The following is a 17,832-nucleotide window of genomic DNA, read 5'->3' as shown; positions in this document are numbered from 1 at the left end:
TTTTAACACATTTTAGGCGTTTGTATATACTATTTATAAAACAACTTTTATAAAGGGGGGATTCATATGCCTACAGCGTTACAAGAAGAAGTCGAAGAAGCACGGGAAACATATGTCAGTCGTATCATCTTAGTTGGAGGATCCGCTTTATTTTTAGTAGGCGGGGTTATCTCAGCAATTTCAGCCTTTAAAACTTATAATCGTTTGGAGAATACGCCGCCTTCTACAGATAATTCATAGATATTTTATAAAATAAAACGTCGCCTCCAATATGAAGAGACGACGTTTTATTATTCATACATATGACACTAAAAGTATCGGTAGATTCCCTACTCCATTTTCTAAGCTTACTTCACCACAAACCTAGTCTGACTACACCCATCCTTTTGCTTCGTTACTTCTAATACAGCTGGCATTGCGTTTTTCAGCTCTTGAACGTGTGAGATGACACCGATAAATCGGCCTGATTTTTGTAAGTCAATTAAGGCATCTACCGCTTTCGTTAACGATTCTTCATCTAATGAACCGAACCCTTCATCGATGAACATCGTTTCGATGGAAATACCGCCTTCATATGCTTGAATGACATCTGCCATTCCTAGCGCTAGGCAAAGTGATGCGTTAAATTTCTCTCCACCGGATAGTGTTTTTACATCGCGTGTTTGGCCAGTGTATGCATCGTACACATCTAAACCTAATCCACTTTGACGGTTTCTTTTTTCAACTCGCTCACTTCGTTTTAAATAAAATTGTCCATTTGATAATTTACGTAGTCGTTCGTTTGCGATTTGAACAATTTGTTCTAAATACTCAATTAAGATGTAACGTTCAAATGATATACGACTTTCGTTATCACCTTTCATTACTTCATATAAATCAACAAGTTCTTGGAAGGCTTTTTCTTCCTCGTGAATTTGTTCGTCAATACGTCTAATGTTTTCATGTAAATCAGAAATATATGTTACCGCATTTTGCGCACGTTGACGTTTTTCTTTAATGATATCGAGATTAATTTCTAGTTCTTTTATGTGTTCACCTAAAGATGTAATATCCATATACTCTTTATCTTTTAATTCTGAGTTTAACTCTTCAATTTGTTTTGCAAGCACTTCAAGCGATGAATAATAACCTTGAATTTCTTTTTGTAACATCTCCATCTCGGGATCGCTTAATTTGGCTTTTTTATACGTGAATTCATCTGTAAACCCGCTTTGTTCTAGCTCTTTCATAAAGCGTGCGAAAGTCTCTTCTTTCTTTAATTTTGCACTTTCAAATTGATTAGAAGCACCTTTTTGTTCTGCTTGAATACGTATATTTTCATTTTGCCAATGCTGATACGCTTCCTGCACTTCCTTCCATTCGTCCTCCATTAACCTAAGTTCCTGCATAGCTTGGTCAAACTGTGCTTTCCAAGCTTGTACTGTTTGTAAGTTTTCTGGAATATTTCGTTTATCATGTTCATATGACGTACGAAGTTGCATACACTCCATTTCTGTACGGTGCTGCATTGTTTCCAATTCTCGTTTTTGTTTCTGAAGTTCTTCTATTTTTTCTTCTACGCTTTTCATGTTCGCAGCAATCTGCTTACGTGTTTCTTCACTTGCTTTTAACGTATTAACATCTGCAGCTAATTGTTTTCCTTTTTGAACAAGTGCACTATATGTTTCAACTAATTTTTCCGAATTGTAGCCGCGCTTCACAACTTCTTCTATCACTTGTTCATATTGTAGTCGATAGAAATTCCATTTCTCCTCTACTTGCACATGGAATTTTTCAGCAATGTTCTTCTTATCTCTTAAATCGTTTAACTCTTTTTCATCGATCGCATTACTTTGCTCTGTAGCTTTTTGTGGATGACTCGTACTACCACATACCGGACAAGATTCACCGTCATGTAAATGAAGAGCTAATATACCAGCTTGTTCACTTAACCAGCGGCGCTCCATGTTTTCATATGCACGAACTGCCACTTGCATTTTATTAGTTGCCGCTTCTTTTTCTTGCTCGAATTTTTGTTTTTCTTGCCAAACATCATATGCTTGTTTTAAAACTTTTGCATCTTCTCGCATATTCGTTAGTTCTTCCACTTTAGCTACATATTGCTCAAGTGCTTGTTCTAATTGCTGCAATTCATCAGACATTCTCTGTTTTTGGTTTGTATGCTCTTCTAGTTGTTGATCTAACTTTTGCATACTTTCTTTTAATTTCCCTATTTGAATTTCGGCATTTTGTAAATTCAGCTTTCTCTCAGCTAATGATTCAATGATCGCTTGTAACTCTTCTAATCTTTGAACAAGCTTTTTAGCATCTTCTCTTTCAGCTTCTTTATTCTTTACTACTTCATACTTCTCCTTAGCAAGTTCAAAGCTGTTCATTATCTGTTCTTGTTTGACGATTATCTGTTTTAACAAACTTTCAGCTTTCTGCTCATTTTCCATCGCTTCTTCATACCATTGTTCAAATGGTAATAAGCGCTTTGCTTGTTCCGCACGTTTAAAGGATTTTTCTTTCCTTTCAATTGCTGCACGGTTCTCTTGTAAATTGTTATATTTCTCATTCTTTTGTTGTAAATCTATAAATTTCTCATTTACAGATTTTGCTGCATGAAAACGTGTTTCTGCATCCTTTAATTGCTTCGTTTGAACATCTTGTTCTACTTGTAATTGCTCAACCTCTGCCTTATACACGGTTGTTTCTTGTTCTAACGCTTCTACTACTTGATGCGTATTTACATGTTCTTGTGCCACTAATGTCTCTAATAATGCTCCATCACGGATTGGTAATTTAAAAACATTACGGAAATAGAGCTCTCTCTCTTTTTGTTTTTCTTGCAAGACGTCTTTCCATTGTTTTCGTTTTTGGTCAAGTAACTCACGCATTAATTTATAACGATCCGTTTTAAAAATACGACGTAAAATCTCTTCTTTGTTTTCCGTCTCAGATGTTAATAGTTTTCGGAATTCCCCTTGGGGTAACATAACAATTTGGCTAAATTGATGTTTACTTAACCCAATTAAATCTTCCACTTTTTTGTTTACGTCTGTTACATGAAAACGATCGACGGCTGGAACGTTTTCTCCATCAATAACTTCATATAATTCTACTGCATGTCCTGTAATGGTCTTATTCCCTTGTTTTTTATGTCCAAGTTGTCGTTTTATTTCATAGCGTTTCCCTTTTAACTGAAAGGTTAATTCAACACTTGTATAAACATTATCATCAGCAAATTGACTTCGAAGCATGCTCGTATCACTACGTTCTTCTCCACTAGCCTCACCATATAACACATAACAAATCGCATCAAAAATCGTTGTTTTTCCAGCTCCTGTATTCCCAGAAATAGCGAAAATACGATGTTCTCCAAGATCTTCAAAATCGATTATTTCTTTCTGTTTATATGGCCCGAATGCTGTCATAATAAGCTGAATCGGTCTCATCCTCGTTCACCTTCCCGTTCTTGCACTGTTTGTAATACATCTATAAATAGGCGTTCTTTCTCTTCTGATAAATCTAACCCTTTCATTTCTTTATAGAAAGCCTTTAAAAGAGATAAATCATCCGTTTTATGTCTTGAAACAGTTACTTCATTTGTATCTGTGAGTTCTCGTCTTTGCATCGCTCTTTCAACGTGCATTGCATTTGGATATACAGATCGTATTTTCTCCATCGGCTGTAAGACAGGGTTTTCGTCTAATAATTTTACAAATACGTAATCTTCACTTACTGGGTGCTGTAATAATTCATCTATTTTCGCTTCTACTGTTCGCATTTTACGACGTGGTGAAAGTAATCTTTTTTCAATTGCTACTTCACCAGTTTCATTCAGTTCTACAATGTAATAACCTTTTTTATGTTTCTCTTCAGAAATTGAATAGGCAAGTGGTGAACCTGAATATCGAATCGTCTCATTACGTACGAAATGCGCTTGATGTAAATGTCCAAGCGCTGTGTAATGAAACTTATCAAAATAATGACTATTTACATATTCAGCACCACCAATTGAAAGTGGTCTTTCTGCATCACTTGTATTCTCCTCCGCTTCTCCTGAAGAAGTTACAAATGCATGTCCAACAAATACATGTCTAGCTTCTTTATCCATCGTTTCAGAGAGCTCATTCATAAAAATGCGCATCGCATCATCATGAGAACGTACGTCTTCATTTTTCAACACGTGCCTTACTATGCTTGGGTCTGCATACGGTATTAGATGGAAGTGAACCTCTCCATATTCATCATTTAGTACGACAGGTTCATACGGGAATTGAAATTGACCTGCAATATGTAATCCCTGTTTTTTCATTAAACTACTTCCAAAATGGATACGATCCGGACTATCATGATTACCAGCTACTGCAATAACTGGTGTTTGCAAATCAATAACTATTTTTTGCAGCACATCATTTAATAAGTCTACTGCTTCTGTAGGTGGAATTGCTCGGTCATATAAATCCCCTGCAATAATTACAGCATCTGGTTTTTCTTCTTCAACAGCCTGTACAAACTGATCTAATACAATCTTTTGGTCTTCAGTCATATACACGCCATGAACAAGCTTCCCTAAATGCCAATCCGCTGTATGAAATAACTTCATATTTTTCTACTCCTTTTAATTTACTGATTTTAGTGAAACGAGTTGATAGTTTATTGTAGTTTTTCCGTTCTCCCACTCTAGCTTCAATATCGTTGCACTTCCAATTCTTTCTTCATTTGATTTATATAAAGGTAATATTTCTTGAACTGTAAATAAGTGATAACCATCCAATATTAATTGAAATATATTTTCTTCAATATGTAATCTTACTTCTTTTTCATTTGAAATAATTTTTGTGTGCATCTCAAATTTCATGATAGATACAACCCCTTTTTATAATCTCTACATTTTAATAGTATAGTGGCTATGCAAGATTGACAAGTACATACACAGCAAAGTACACACTTTTCTATTGTTATATGCTTTATGTATTTTATATAAAATACGGTATGTGAAATTTTATATTTTCCCCAAAATAAAAATGCCTATTATGACATCTTTATTTTTGTATAAAGTCTTTCATTACATAATATAAAACGGTAATTAAGACGATTGCGACGAAAAATGAGAACACTGCGACAATGTAGCCATCTTTATTTAATAAAATACAGAATGAAATAGATATTATAAAAATCGGAAATACGAGACGTACTTTATCCTTCACTTCTTCTGTCGTATCTGTATGATGAAAATACTGCGTTATTCCTATCATTAAAAAAGACAAAATAATAACCGACAATAGTAAAGGTCCTGGCATTCCGATTTCTCCTTTCTCTATTTCTAATTCAGTGTAAAATTTTTTATTACAATTGTACGATTTATTTTTTCTTCAAACACACTTTTAGAATTGATAATGAACATTTCACACCTATATAATAGCGCTTTTATCATTATAACTTCAAATAATTACACTTACAGTAATGTTGTAATATTCCCCCTCAGTCTCTGAAATCCTGCAAAGATAACTCGTCAAAATATGCAGTGACCAAATTAATATTTACCGTCAACTTTTGACAAAATTTATAAAGGACATTTCAGTACATATCAAGAATTAAGAATAAGAAGATATGTAAGGGAGGATGCATTATGACTGAACAAGTTTTATTTTCTGTTAGTGAAAACGGCGTTGCGACAATTACTTTAAACCGTCCAAAAGCACTTAATTCTTTATCTTATGACATGTTACAACCTATCGGACAAAAACTTAAAGAGTGGGAACACGATGAGCGTATTGCACTTATCGTGTTAAAAGGAGCTGGCACAAAAGGTTTTTGTGCAGGAGGCGACATTAAAACTCTTTATGAAGCGCGTTCCAATGAAGTGGCATTGCAACATGCAGAACGTTTTTTTGAAGAAGAGTATGAAATTGATACATATATTTATCAATATACAAAACCGATTATTGCTTGTTTAGATGGAATTGTAATGGGCGGTGGTGTCGGTCTTACAAATGGTGCGAAGTATCGCATTGTAACTGAGCGTACGAAATGGGCAATGCCAGAGATGAATATTGGCTTCTTCCCAGACGTCGGAGCTGCATATTTCTTAAATAAAGCGCCTGGATATACAGGACGATTCGTTGCTTTAACAGCATCTATTTTAAAAGCTTCTGACGTATTATTTATTAATGCTGCTGATTACTTTATGACATCTGATTCATTACCAGAGTTTCTTACTGAACTTGAAAGTGTAAATTGGCATAAAGAAGATGATGTACATACTAATTTAAAAGAAGTTATTCGTACATTTGCAACTGCTCCAAACTTAGAAAGCGAGCTTGCTCCTTCATTAGAAGTAATCAATTCACATTTTGCTTTCGATACAATTGAAGAAATCATCCATTCATTGGAGAAAGATGAAAGTTCCTTTGCTCTAAAAACGAAAGAAACACTGTTATCAAAATCCCCTATTTCACTAAAAGTAACATTAAAACAGTTTATTGATGGAAAAGATAAATCCGTTGAAGAATGTTTCGCTACGGACCTTATACTTGCTAAAAATTTCATGCGACATGAAGATTTCTTCGAGGGAGTACGCTCCGTTGTCGTTGATAAAGATCAAAATCCGAATTATAAATATAAACAGTTAAGTGACGTTTCAGAAGAAGATGTGAATCGTTTCTTTAACTTACTTAATGCATAAAATGAAATTGTCATGAGGGGATGTTTTGTTCATCCCCTACCTAACTTCTTTGCTTCAGCTAAATCTTGTGCGGTGAAAATCTTACTACCCGCAAATAGCGGTATAAAATCGAAGCTATATAGTAGTGTAATTACAGCTACTATATAGCCTTTTTTATTTAATTATTTTTAACAAAATTTAATTTTATTAAATCCATTTTTGTGCTACACTGATTTTAATCAAATATTCTAAAAATAAAAAGGAGGGGCGACTATGATAGAAAATTATCTTCTTTTCATCATTATGTCTATTTGCCTTATCATTTTACCTGGTCCAGATACAGCAATGGCTACGAAAAATACATTGGTTGCTGGTAAAGTCGGTGGAGTGAAAACAGTGTTTGGTACATGTATTGCACTATTAATTCATACTTTAGCTGCTGTAATTGGTCTTTCTGCACTTATTGTAAAGTCAGCTCTTTTATTTTCTATTTTCAAGTACGTTGGGGCTCTATATTTAATTTATATTGGTATTAAAGCCCTTTTAGCAGTAAGAAATAAAGAAGGCATTGATACGAACGATATATCTTTAAATAATGAAGATGAACACACCTCTTGCTTTCGACAAGGGTTTCTTACGAATTTATTAAACCCTAAAGTTGCAGTATTCTTTTTAACGTTTTTACCGCAATTTTTAAATCCAAATCATAATACGTTTATCCAACTACTCGTAATGGGCCTTACTTACCTCGTTTTAACAGCCATTTGGTTCGCTTTTTATATATTTTTAATTGATAAAATTAGTGCTTTTATGAAAAAACCGAAGACGCAGCGTTATATTCAAGGGTTAACGGGAGTCGTCTTAATTGGTTTTGGTATTAAACTTGCTTTTGAAAAAAGTAATTAACAAGATGAAAACCACCACTATTAATAGTGGTGGTTTTCATTTAATAACTAATTTGGCTGTTTATTTTATATTAAAACCAGCGCTCAGTTACAACTTTTTTACGTGTATAGAATTGAACGCCATCTGTACCATTTGTACCTAAATCACCAAAGAATGACGCTTTATTTCCTGCAAATGCGAAGAATGCCATTGGTGCTGGGACATTTACGTTTACACCGATCATACCAGCATCGATATTATCACGGAACGTTTGTGCATGTTTACCGTTTGACGTATAAATAACTGCACCATTTGCAAATTTAGATTGATTTGTTAGTTTAATACCTTCTTCTAAATCTTTAACTCGTACAATGCTTAATACTGGAGCAAAAATCTCATCTTGCCAAATTTTCATTTCTTGATTCACGCCATCAAAGATTGTCGCACCTACAAAGTAACCTTCTCCAACTTCTTCATTAATTTTACGGCCATCTACTAATAAAGTTGCCCCATCTGCTACACCGCTATTAATGTAGCCTAAAACGCGCTCTTTATGAGATTCACGGATTAATGGTCCAACATAGTTCTCTTCGTTAAAGCCATCGCCTACTTTTAATTTTTTCGTTTCTGCTACTAATACATCAATGAATTCATCAGCAATTTCATCCACTACTGCTACTACTGAGCATGCCATGCAGCGCTCTCCACTACTTGCAAATGCAGATCCAATTACACCTTGTACTGTTTTCTCAAGATTGCAATCTGGCATTACAATCGCATGGTTTTTCGCACCTGCTAACGCTTGTACACGTTTTCCGTGTTTCGTACCTGTTTCATATACGTAACGGGCTACCGGCTCAGAGCCAACGAACGAAATAGCCTGAATATCTTTATTTTCTAAAATGCTATTTACAACATCTTTTCCGCCTTGTACTAAATTTAATACGCCTTTTGGGAAACCTGCTTCATAGAATAATTCTACAAGTCGCTCCGCTAAAAGTGGCGTTCTTTCAGATGTTTTTAATACGAATGTATTACCGCAAGCAATTGCAAGTGGGAACATCCATAACGGAATCATCATCGGGAAGTTAAACGGCGTAATACCAGCAACAACTCCGATTGGGTAGCGCCAAATCGATCCATCAATTCCGCTAGCAATATTCGGAAGTGCTTGACCCATCATTAAATTTGGCGTAGATGTTGCAAGTTCTACCGCTTCAATACCACGCTGTACTTCACCTGTTGCATCCGTTAGCGTCTTACCATTTTCTAGCGTAATGATTTTTGCAAGCTCATCTTTGTTTTCTTGTAATAGCTGTAAATATTTATATAAATTTCTTGAACGATTTGGAACTGGTACTTTAGACCATGTTTCGAATGCTGCTTTTGCCGCTTCAACAGCTTTTTCAACATCTTCTTTTGGAGATAGTGGAACGTAAGCGATAATTTTTCCAGTCGCTGGATTTGGAACTGCTTCTACTTCCGTACCTGTCGATTCAACCCACTCACCGTTAATGTGATTTTTTACTCGTTTAATTTCAGTTGTAATCATTGTATTCTCTCCTTTGTATAATTTATTTTTGATTAGAAATTAATTGCTCGCTAACTTTCTTATATAAAGCAGCCATATCGTTTTCACCATATCCAGCTTGACTCGCTTCGTCATATACGTTTAATAACATTTCGCTTACCGGTAAATGGAGTTCGCTTTCCTTAGCTAAGTCAACTGCAAATCCTAAATCTTTCTTCAATAAGTTCACAGTAAATCCTGGCTCGTAGTTTTCAGGTGCTATAAAACTTTTATAATTACGTTCATAAATTCTACTTTGACCGTAACTTACATTTAAAATATCAAACATTTTATCTAAATCCATATTGTTCTTTTTCGCTAATGTTAAAGCTTCACTCACACCAGCTGTATAAAAACCAATTAATAAGTTATTAATTAACTTAACAGTTGTACCACTATCAATCTGCTCACTAACGTGGAAAATGTTCGCGCCTAGTACGCCCATGATAGATTCCGTTTTCTCATATACTTCTTTTGATCCACCAACCATAAACGTTAATGTTCGGTTTTCGGCTCCGATTACACCACCGCTCACAGGTGCTGCTAAAAAGTCTACTTTCTTTTCCTTTGCAGCTTCCTCTAATTGTTTGTTTAACTGCGGCGATACCGTACTTGTATCAATGAAAACTATATTCGAGTGACCATTTTCAAATAATCCTTCTGCTCCAAAATATACCGCTTCAACAGCGCGAGGTGAAGGTAAACTTGTAAAAACTACATCACATGTTTCTGCTAGTTTTGAGATTGATAGACCGATAATTCCGCCTTCTTTTTCAAAGGACGCTTCCGCCTCTTTATTTAAGTCCACGCCATATACTGTGTAACCTGATTTAACTAGATTTTTTGACATTGGAAGACCCATGTTACCTAAACCGATAAAACCAATCTTTTTCATATCGCTTTCCTCCTATTTACACAATATATTTCCCACGATTTATAATAGCTTTCGCAATTTCTCTCTTCTTCGTAAATACGTTCGTGTATAAAGGTACTAATAATTGACGGATTTCAGCTAAAATCACATTTCTATCTTGTTCTTCTGTGACAGCTGCTGAAAGTACAGAAATCGCCGCTTCTTCTACTTTACGGTATCCTTCTTCACAAATAACATCCGTTATGAGTTGCTTCGTACGTTCTTTTTCCTCTCCATTTTTACGTACTGCTTTTCTCGTACGTAAAAACGCTGATTCCATGATGTACACGTCCGTCAACATATTTGATATTACACGTGAATATTCTTGTTCTTGGTCAATTTTTAGACCTGGAGTTTTAGAGAGCGTTTTCAAAGATTGTTTCAACAATTTTTTCGCTAATAAAATGTAACGATGGTTTCTTTCTACATTTGCTACATCACTGTCTACTTCAGTATCTTCTAATTGTTCGATTTGCTTCATTAACATTTTAGCAACTGTTAATCTATTAATTTCGTTCGTTCCTTCAAAAATACGACTAATTCTTGCATCACGATATAATCGTTCTACCTCATACTCTTGCATATAACCGTAACCACCATGAATTTGTACAGCTTCATCTACGATATAAGCAAGTGTTTCAGAAGCATTTACTTTATTCAGTGCACATTCAATTGCAAATTGGGACATTTTCTTCATAAGATCTTCATCGCTCTCATGAATTGCTTCATCGATTACACCTGCTGTACGATAAGCTGCACTTTCTGCTCCATATGTAGCAATGATCATATTTGCAATTTTCTCTTGAATCATCGTAAAGTCTACTAATTCCGTTTGGAACTGTTTTCGCTCTTTTCCATATTGAACCGACAAACCAATTGCTTGTTTTGCTGTTCCAATATTTCCAAAAGCAAGTTTAAGTCTAGCAAAGTTAAGAATATTAAGGGCTACGTGATGCCCTTTCCCAACTTCCCCTAAAACATTTTCAGCAGGGATGACAACATCTTCTAAAATAAGAGTCGCTGTTGAAGAACCTTTAATCCCCATTTTCTTTTCTTCTAATCCAATAGATACACCTTCACATGTTCTTTCGACAATAAACGCTGTCATTCCTTTATTTGTCTTCGCAAAAACAACGTATACATCTGCCATATGAGCATTTGTAATCCATTGCTTCTCACCATTTAACTTCCAAGCTGTTCCCTCTTCATTTAATACGGCGCTTGTTTTTGCGCTTAATGCATCCGAACCAGCATTTGGCTCCGTTAAAGCATAAGCCCCAATCCATTCTCCCGATGCGATTTTCGGTAAATATTTTTCTTTTTGCTCTTTCGTTCCATAATATATGTAAGGTAATGTACCGACACCAGCGTGTATATTAAAAGAAACGCTAAACGCACCAGCGTACCCCATTTTCTCTGCTACAAGACCTGAGACAGCCTTTCCTAACTCGAACCCGCCATAATCTTCTGGTACCTCAATGCCTAATAATCCAAGTTCCCCAGCTTTCTCAAATAATTGACGAGAAACTTTATAGTTATGTTGTTCAATATTCTCCATTTGTGGAACAATTTCTTGTTTAACGAATTGTTCTGTCGTTTTTGCGATTAAATCTTCATCACCTGAAAAATCTTCTGGTGTAAAGTAAGTATGATTTATATCTTTATTAAGTGAAAAAAATTCATCCCATGGTAACTTCGTTTTCTCCATATGTATCCCCCTATCATTCGGATTTCATAGCTTTTTGCTTATGCTCGTCTACGATGAGTGGAATATCTTTTTTGAAAATAGAAGGCGATGATTTTTCACATCAAGCATTTTATTTTGCCAAAGATGTATTTTCATCGCCTTCGCTGCTTTATCTATTGATCTTCTGATAATACTGTTTTTGCAATACCAGTATCTAACTCTTCAAAGTCATGATATGAAATTGTTTCGTATAATTCACTTCTCGTTTGCATATTAGAAAGTGCATCTTTTTGAGAGCCTGTTTCTTTAATTAAAGTAAACACATTTTCATACGCTTTCGCTGCAACGCGAAGTGAAGTTACAGGATAAATAACCATTTGGAAGCCCATATTCGCAAATTCCTCTGCACTATAATATGGAGTTTTTCCAAATTCAGTCATATTTGCAAGCAAAGGTGCATTTACCTTACTATTAAATAGACGGAATTCTTCCTCTGATTGAAGCGCTTCAGGGAAAATTGCATCTGCACCTGCTTTTACATATGCATTTGCTCTTTCAATTGCTTCATCTAATCCTTCAACGCCGCGAGCATCAGTACGTGCTACAATGTATAAGCTCGGTGCAACTTCTTTAATCGCTTTAATTTTTTGAACCAATTCTTCTGTAGTAACAAGTTTCTTACCATTTAAATGTCCACATTTTTTTGGTAATTGCTGATCTTCAATTTGGACAGCTGCTACTTTCGCTTCCACCATTTCTACAGCTGTTCTCGCCACATTTAGTACACCACCAAATCCTGTATCAATGTCAACAAGAACAGGTAAGTCTGTAGCTCTTACTAAATCTCTTGCTCTCTCAGCCACTTCAGTAGACGTCACGATACCTAAATCTGGTAAGCCTTTACTTGCAGTATAAGCAGCTCCTGATAAATAAAGAGCTGAAAAACCTATATTTTTTGCAACTAAAGCCGCCATTGCGTCATGAGCACCTGGAATTTGCAAAATTTCATTTGCTTCTACTAAAGCTCCGAATCGATTCGCAAGCTCCTCTTGTGTTGACTGCTTTTTCACAACCCAAGCCATTCTAAATTCCCCCTATTATTAAATTAAGAATAGATCTACAAATTCGTTTACATTCATATTTTCTAGTTTTTCTTCATTTAAACAAACTTCATGAATTTGTTCTTGTTGCTTACTAGAATAATGACCTGCCATATTTGCAGTGAATTTTTGAACAACTTTTGGAATTGCTTCGTCTCTACGGAAGCGGTGACCAAGTGGATATTCACATTCCACATTTTCTGTTACTGTGCCATCTTTAAAGTGAACTTGAACAGCGTTGGCGATTGAGCGCTTGTTCGGGTCAAGGTAATCTAAACTGTACTGTTTGTTTTCAACAACAACCATCTTATTACGTAATTCATCTACACGTGGATCGTTTGCGACTGCATCTTCATAATCGTCTGCAACGATATCTCCTTTTAATAAACCAATTGCCGTAATGTATTGTAAGCAATGATCACGATCAGCTGGGTTATTTAATGGACCTTCTTTATCAATAATACGAATTGCTGATTCATGAGTTGTAATTGTAATACGGTCAATTTCATCTAATCTCTCTTTAATTTCCGGATGCAACTTCACTGCACATTCTGCAGCCGTTTGTGCATGGAATTCTGCTGGATATGACACTTTAAATAATACATTTTCCATTACATATGACTCTAGTGGTCTTGCTAATTTTAATTCTTGTTTATTGAATAATACATCTTGGAATCCCCATCCTGGCGCAGATAATGCTGTTGGATAACCCATTTCACCTTTTAGAGCAGTCATTGCAAGATGAACACCGCGGCTCGTTGCGTCACCTGCAGCCCATGATTTACGTGAGCCCGTATTTGGAGCATGACGATATGTACGAAGACTAGAATTATCAATCCACGCATGTGATAATGCATTAAAGATTTCTTCACGTGTTCCGCCAAGCATTTTCGCAACTACTGCAGTTGTTGCTACTTTTACATATAATACATGGTCAAGACCAACTCTGTTTAAGCTGTTTTCTAAAGCAAGCACGCCTTGAATTTCATGTGCTTTAATCATCATTTCTAATACTTCACGTACTTTTAAAGCTTCTTTTCCTTCTGAAATACGAACACGGCTAATATAATCTGCAACTGCTAAAATTCCGCCTAGGTTATCAGATGGATGTCCCCACTCTGCTGCAAGCCAAGTATCGTTATAGTCTAACCAACGGATCATACATCCGATATTAAATGCACCTTTTACTGGATCTAGTACATAAGACGTACCTGGTACACGTGTACCATTTGGCACGATTGTTCCTGGTACAACTGGTCCTAGTAATTTCGTACATTCTGGATATTGCAGTGCTAAAATTCCACATCCAAGTGTATCAAGTAATACGTAACGAGCTGTACTGAATGCTTCTGCACTAGTAACCTCTTTATTTAATACATAATCGGTAATCTCTTCTAATAATGCATCTTTTTGCTTAATTTCATTTGTTTTAATCATGCTATTCTTCCCTTTCTGTCGAAAATTCGTTATTATTAATGATGGGTGTCGGTCAAACACCCATCTGGCGGGCGGCGCTAACAACTCCCCAGTTGTTCTTATTTACTAAGTACATGTCGCTCGCCAATATAATTTACACGAGGACGGAACAAACGATTATTTGCATGTTGCTCAATAACGTGCGCACATAACCCCACTGTTCTAGAGCTAAAGAAGATTGGTGTGTAAAGTTGAATTGGAATACCTAGCATCCAATATACTGGAGCTGCATAATAATCAAGATTTGGATAAATTCCTTTTTCTTTTTCCATAATCTTTTCTCCAGCTTCACACATTTCATATAGTGTATAATCACCTTTTACATCACATAACTGTTTTAAAGCTTCCTTCATCATAAGTGCTCTTGGATCCATCTTCTTCATATAAACACGGTGTCCAAAGCCCATAATTTTTTCTTTGTTATATAGTTTCTTCTGTAATAACTCTTCAAATTTCTCAACATTACCAGCTTCTAAAAGCATGTACATAACCGCTTCATTTGCACCGCCATGTAAACTTCCTTTTAAAGATGCAACTGCACCTGTTAGAGCGCCGTATAAATCTGATTGTGTTGATGCAATAACGCGAGCTGTAAATGTAGAGTTTGGCATTTCATGCTCACTATATAAAACAAGGGAACGATCAAAGATCTTTTCCTCAAGTTCAGTTGGTTTTTTACCAGTTAACATATAGAAGAAATTCGCACTATAAGATAATTCTTTAAGAGGTTCAATTGGCTCCTCATTATTTAAAATATGATAGCTATTTGCTACAATGTTTGGCACTTTACTTAACAGCTTGTACCCTCGGCTTTTATTCACTTCTAACGAGCGGTTTTCGATATCATTATCGTAACCAGCTAACGCTGACACACCTGTACGTAATCCATCCATGGGATGCGTCTCTTTAGGCAATGCCTTTAGTACGTTGAATACACCTTCTGGTACTGCATATTCTTCTTTTAATTTCTTTTCAAGTGTTACTTTTTCATCTTCATTCGGTAGGTGTTCCTCCAATAAAAGGTGCACAATGTCTAAATACTCTTTTGTTTTTGAGAGTTCGATTAAGTCATACCCTTGAATTACAATTTCACCTTTTACTGTGTCAAGAAACGAGATTTTCGTCTCCGCTGCCACTATACCATCTAATCCCGGGGAAAATTTCTCTTCAGCTTTCATCATTATTTCCTCCAATCCTAATAGATCTTCGTGCACATAACTGTAAGCCTTTACAATATTGTGAAACTACATTTCTATTTCAATGTATCAGAGTTTTTAGAAGATTTCAATTTATTTTATAATGATATGTTTCCTACACTTTTCTTACTGTAACAATACAATTTTTTGAAAATAATTCTTATATTTTATAAAGAAAGGATAGACTTCTTTGCGTATTTTCAAAAACAAAATATAAAGATTTTTCATATAACACCGCCAAATATACAATTATTCTAATTTTATTTGAGAAATAGAAAAAACGAGCTGTACATAAATACAGCTCGTTACTATATGATATTTATTTCACTATCTCTTAAATATAATTTTTATATAAAACTTATTCATTTTTAATAAAGTTATTATTTTACATAATTAAATTGAATTTCTTCCATTTCCTCATGATAACTTACAAATAAATCATAGTTTTGAAAATACCAAAGATCATCAGAATCTACAAAAAATATAATACCTTCCTTCTCAACTGACACTATTTCGCCATCGGGTTTCTCAGCAACAACCCCTAAAGAATATCCGGGCTGAATTGAACTATCCCCTCCGTACCTTACAGTAAAACGTACAGATTCACCGTGCTTTATACGTAATTCTTCCTGGAACCATTGCAGAGCTTTACGATCAATTGAAATTCTCATCTTTATTCCTCCAGTTTACGCAAACTCTTTTTTTCCTAATCGTTGTTTTACAAAGAAGACGAAAATAATTAAGGCTATCAATGCTGAAATTGCACTCCCTGAAAATAAAATACGATAACCAAACATTTGTGAAACAACTCCAAGTAAAATAGCACCTAACCCGATTCCTAAATCAAACGCTGTAAAAAATGAAGCATTTGCAACTCCTCTTTTACTCGGATCAACAATTGTAAGCATTGCCGCTTGCAAAGCTGGCTGCGCTGAACCAAATCCAATACCGTATAATGTTGCTGCGATAATTACACCTATCAAACCATTTGAGATAGTTAAAACAACTATAGCTAAAATAGTAATACATAATGCTGGAAGTATGATGAATACTTCTCCATACTTATCTAATAGTTTCCCTGAAATTGGTCTTACAATTGTTAATGCAATTGCATATACAAGAAAGAAAGTTCCCGGGTTTACATGAATTGATGATGCAAATAACGGTAAAAAGGTTGTTATTCCTCCATATGCAAACGATAAAAAGAATACTACAATCGTGATTGTTAATACGGATTTCTCAAATAGCTGAATTTTCCCTTTTTCTTTTTGTGGCGTAAATGGGATCTTCGTTATTAATGATAATACAACTGCCATAAAAGATAACAACGTCGCTAATAAAAATAGACCATCAAATGAATAATTTTGCACAACCCATAATCCAATCATAGGTCCAATCGCCATTGCAATTGTCATCGCCATCCCATACCAACCCATACCTTCACCGCGGCGTGAATCTGGAATAATATCCGTTATTGCTGTTCCAACAGCTGTTGTAGAAACAGCCCATGTTACTCCGTGAATAACACGTAAAACAGCTAAAAGGACAATAGTCGATGCTATATTATAGGAGTACATCGTTAAGCCAAAAAAGATGAGTCCGAAAATAATAAAGGATCTTCTACCATATTGATCTAACATTCCTCCAATAATCGGTCGTATTACAACAGCAGCTATTGTAAACATCCCCATCATAAGTCCAACTTGCGATTCATTGCCACCTATCTCTTTAATAAAGAGCGGGAGCGTTGGAACAAGTAAATAAAATCCTGTAAATAAAAATAACATTGCGAAAGTCATTTGAATAAATGATTTCGTCCATAATCGTTCCATAAAAATACCTCCATACACTCGTAAAATATTACGATTAACACCCTCATTGTATATTTTTTTTATCTCTTTTCCCTCCGCAAATAGACGTATCTTTTCATATTAAATAGCCCACCATCAGCTTACATTAGTCTTAAGACTTTGTACGCATATTTTAAACGAAAGTCCTATATATGTACCTTTATACGTGTGAAAAGAATATACTAATTTATTATCACAACTTAGGAGTGATTATTTTATGTGGGTATTATCATCAAGAGTAACTGTCGCGGTTCCTTCGATACCCGAAATACATGCCCCCGCCGTTCATACAGCAAGTTCCGATGTCGGCATTGAACTTCCAGCAATTTGGCAACAATACCAATCACCAGGTCAAGCTACCCCTTCATTTTGGCATCATGGTGCCCATCCAAGTAGCACTACCTTTTATCATCCTAGCCACGCTCCACTACCTCAGGCTCAAGTCTTTTATCATTTTCCATCAATTTATTTTCAAAATTTTTATGGTACGTTTAACATTTAAA

The 17,832-nt window shown here is 35.3% G+C and carries 16 protein-coding genes; 4 read left to right on the top strand and 12 right to left on the bottom strand.

Annotation, left to right across the window (positions count from 1 at the left end; all coding sequences use genetic code 11):
* The first annotated feature begins 66 nt into the window (after window positions 1-66).
* Window positions 67-240, top strand: a complete 174-nt coding sequence (locus BHV55_RS11615) for a hypothetical protein (RefSeq protein ID WP_001141667.1) — start codon at window positions 67-69, stop codon at window positions 238-240.
* 107 nt (window positions 241-347) lie between these two features.
* Here BHV55_RS11615 and BHV55_RS11610 read toward each other — a convergent pair whose 3' ends face one another.
* The 4 genes from BHV55_RS11610 to BHV55_RS11595 all read right to left on the bottom strand — a co-directional run bounded on the left by BHV55_RS11610 (window position 348) and on the right by BHV55_RS11595 (window position 5,288).
* A complete protein-coding gene (locus tag BHV55_RS11610) occupies window positions 348-3,437 on the bottom strand; it encodes an AAA family ATPase (protein ID WP_070757400.1) in 3,090 nt (1,029 codons plus the stop codon).
* Window positions 3,434-4,591 (bottom strand): exonuclease SbcCD subunit D, encoded by a 1,158-nt coding sequence (locus BHV55_RS11605; protein WP_000765150.1) that lies wholly within the window; start codon window positions 4,589-4,591, stop codon window positions 3,434-3,436. The genes BHV55_RS11610 and BHV55_RS11605 overlap by 4 nt, the downstream gene beginning before the upstream one ends.
* 15 nt (window positions 4,592-4,606) lie before the next feature.
* Window positions 4,607-4,846, bottom strand: a complete 240-nt coding sequence (locus BHV55_RS11600) for a DUF2584 family protein (protein WP_000667346.1) — start codon at window positions 4,844-4,846, stop codon at window positions 4,607-4,609.
* Window positions 4,847-5,030: 184 nt separating this feature from the next.
* Window positions 5,031-5,288, bottom strand: a complete 258-nt coding sequence (locus tag BHV55_RS11595) for a hypothetical protein (protein WP_001119404.1) — start codon at window positions 5,286-5,288, stop codon at window positions 5,031-5,033.
* A gap of 329 nt (window positions 5,289-5,617) precedes the next feature.
* Here BHV55_RS11595 and BHV55_RS11590 point away from each other — a divergent pair, with 329 nt between their 5' ends.
* Window positions 5,618-6,673, top strand: a complete 1,056-nt coding sequence (locus BHV55_RS11590) for an enoyl-CoA hydratase/isomerase family protein (RefSeq protein ID WP_000139776.1) — start codon at window positions 5,618-5,620, stop codon at window positions 6,671-6,673.
* A 252-nt stretch (window positions 6,674-6,925) separates the two neighbouring features.
* Window positions 6,926-7,558 (top strand): LysE family translocator, encoded by a 633-nt coding sequence (locus BHV55_RS11585; protein ID WP_000572358.1) that lies wholly within the window; start codon window positions 6,926-6,928, stop codon window positions 7,556-7,558.
* A gap of 70 nt (window positions 7,559-7,628) precedes the next feature.
* Here BHV55_RS11585 and BHV55_RS11580 read toward each other — a convergent pair whose 3' ends face one another.
* From BHV55_RS11580 to BHV55_RS11545, 8 genes are all read right to left on the bottom strand, one after another.
* Entirely contained in the window at window positions 7,629-9,089 is a 1,461-nt protein-coding gene (locus BHV55_RS11580; RefSeq protein WP_065704214.1) for a CoA-acylating methylmalonate-semialdehyde dehydrogenase, read from the bottom strand.
* A 22-nt stretch (window positions 9,090-9,111) separates the two neighbouring features.
* Window positions 9,112-10,002, bottom strand: a complete 891-nt coding sequence (locus BHV55_RS11575; RefSeq protein WP_000719408.1) for an NAD(P)-dependent oxidoreductase — start codon at window positions 10,000-10,002, stop codon at window positions 9,112-9,114.
* A 16-nt stretch (window positions 10,003-10,018) separates the two neighbouring features.
* Window positions 10,019-11,728: an acyl-CoA dehydrogenase family protein gene (locus BHV55_RS11570; RefSeq protein ID WP_070757401.1), complete on the bottom strand. Its 1,710-nt coding sequence runs from the start codon at window positions 11,726-11,728 to the stop codon at window positions 10,019-10,021.
* A gap of 152 nt (window positions 11,729-11,880) precedes the next feature.
* Window positions 11,881-12,789: a methylisocitrate lyase gene (gene prpB, locus BHV55_RS11565; protein WP_070757402.1), complete on the bottom strand. Its 909-nt coding sequence runs from the start codon at window positions 12,787-12,789 to the stop codon at window positions 11,881-11,883.
* A gap of 18 nt (window positions 12,790-12,807) precedes the next feature.
* Window positions 12,808-14,244, bottom strand: a complete 1,437-nt coding sequence (gene prpD / locus BHV55_RS11560; RefSeq protein ID WP_000598123.1) for a 2-methylcitrate dehydratase — start codon at window positions 14,242-14,244, stop codon at window positions 12,808-12,810.
* A 98-nt stretch (window positions 14,245-14,342) separates the two neighbouring features.
* The gene (gene mmgD / locus BHV55_RS11555; protein WP_002041090.1) at window positions 14,343-15,464 is read right to left on the bottom strand and encodes a citrate synthase; all 1,122 of its coding nucleotides are present in this window, start codon (window positions 15,462-15,464) and stop codon (window positions 14,343-14,345) included.
* 395 nt (window positions 15,465-15,859) lie between these two features.
* Entirely contained in the window at window positions 15,860-16,150 is a 291-nt protein-coding gene (locus BHV55_RS11550) for a HesB/YadR/YfhF family protein (RefSeq protein WP_001222842.1), read from the bottom strand.
* 15 nt (window positions 16,151-16,165) lie between these two features.
* A complete protein-coding gene (locus BHV55_RS11545; RefSeq protein WP_000440662.1) occupies window positions 16,166-17,311 on the bottom strand; it encodes an MFS transporter in 1,146 nt (381 codons plus the stop codon).
* A gap of 235 nt (window positions 17,312-17,546) precedes the next feature.
* Here BHV55_RS11545 and BHV55_RS11540 point away from each other — a divergent pair, with 235 nt between their 5' ends.
* Window positions 17,547-17,831, top strand: coding sequence for a hypothetical protein (locus tag BHV55_RS11540; protein ID WP_000270101.1), 285 nt, complete (start codon window positions 17,547-17,549; stop codon window positions 17,829-17,831).
* Window position 17,832: the final 1 nt, after the last annotated feature.

This window comes from Bacillus sp. RZ2MS9 (genome assembly GCF_001816185.2).
GTDB classification, from domain to species: domain Bacteria; phylum Bacillota; class Bacilli; order Bacillales; family Bacillaceae_G; genus Bacillus_A; species Bacillus_A cereus.
This window is presented reverse-complemented; position numbering and strand designations above follow the sequence as displayed.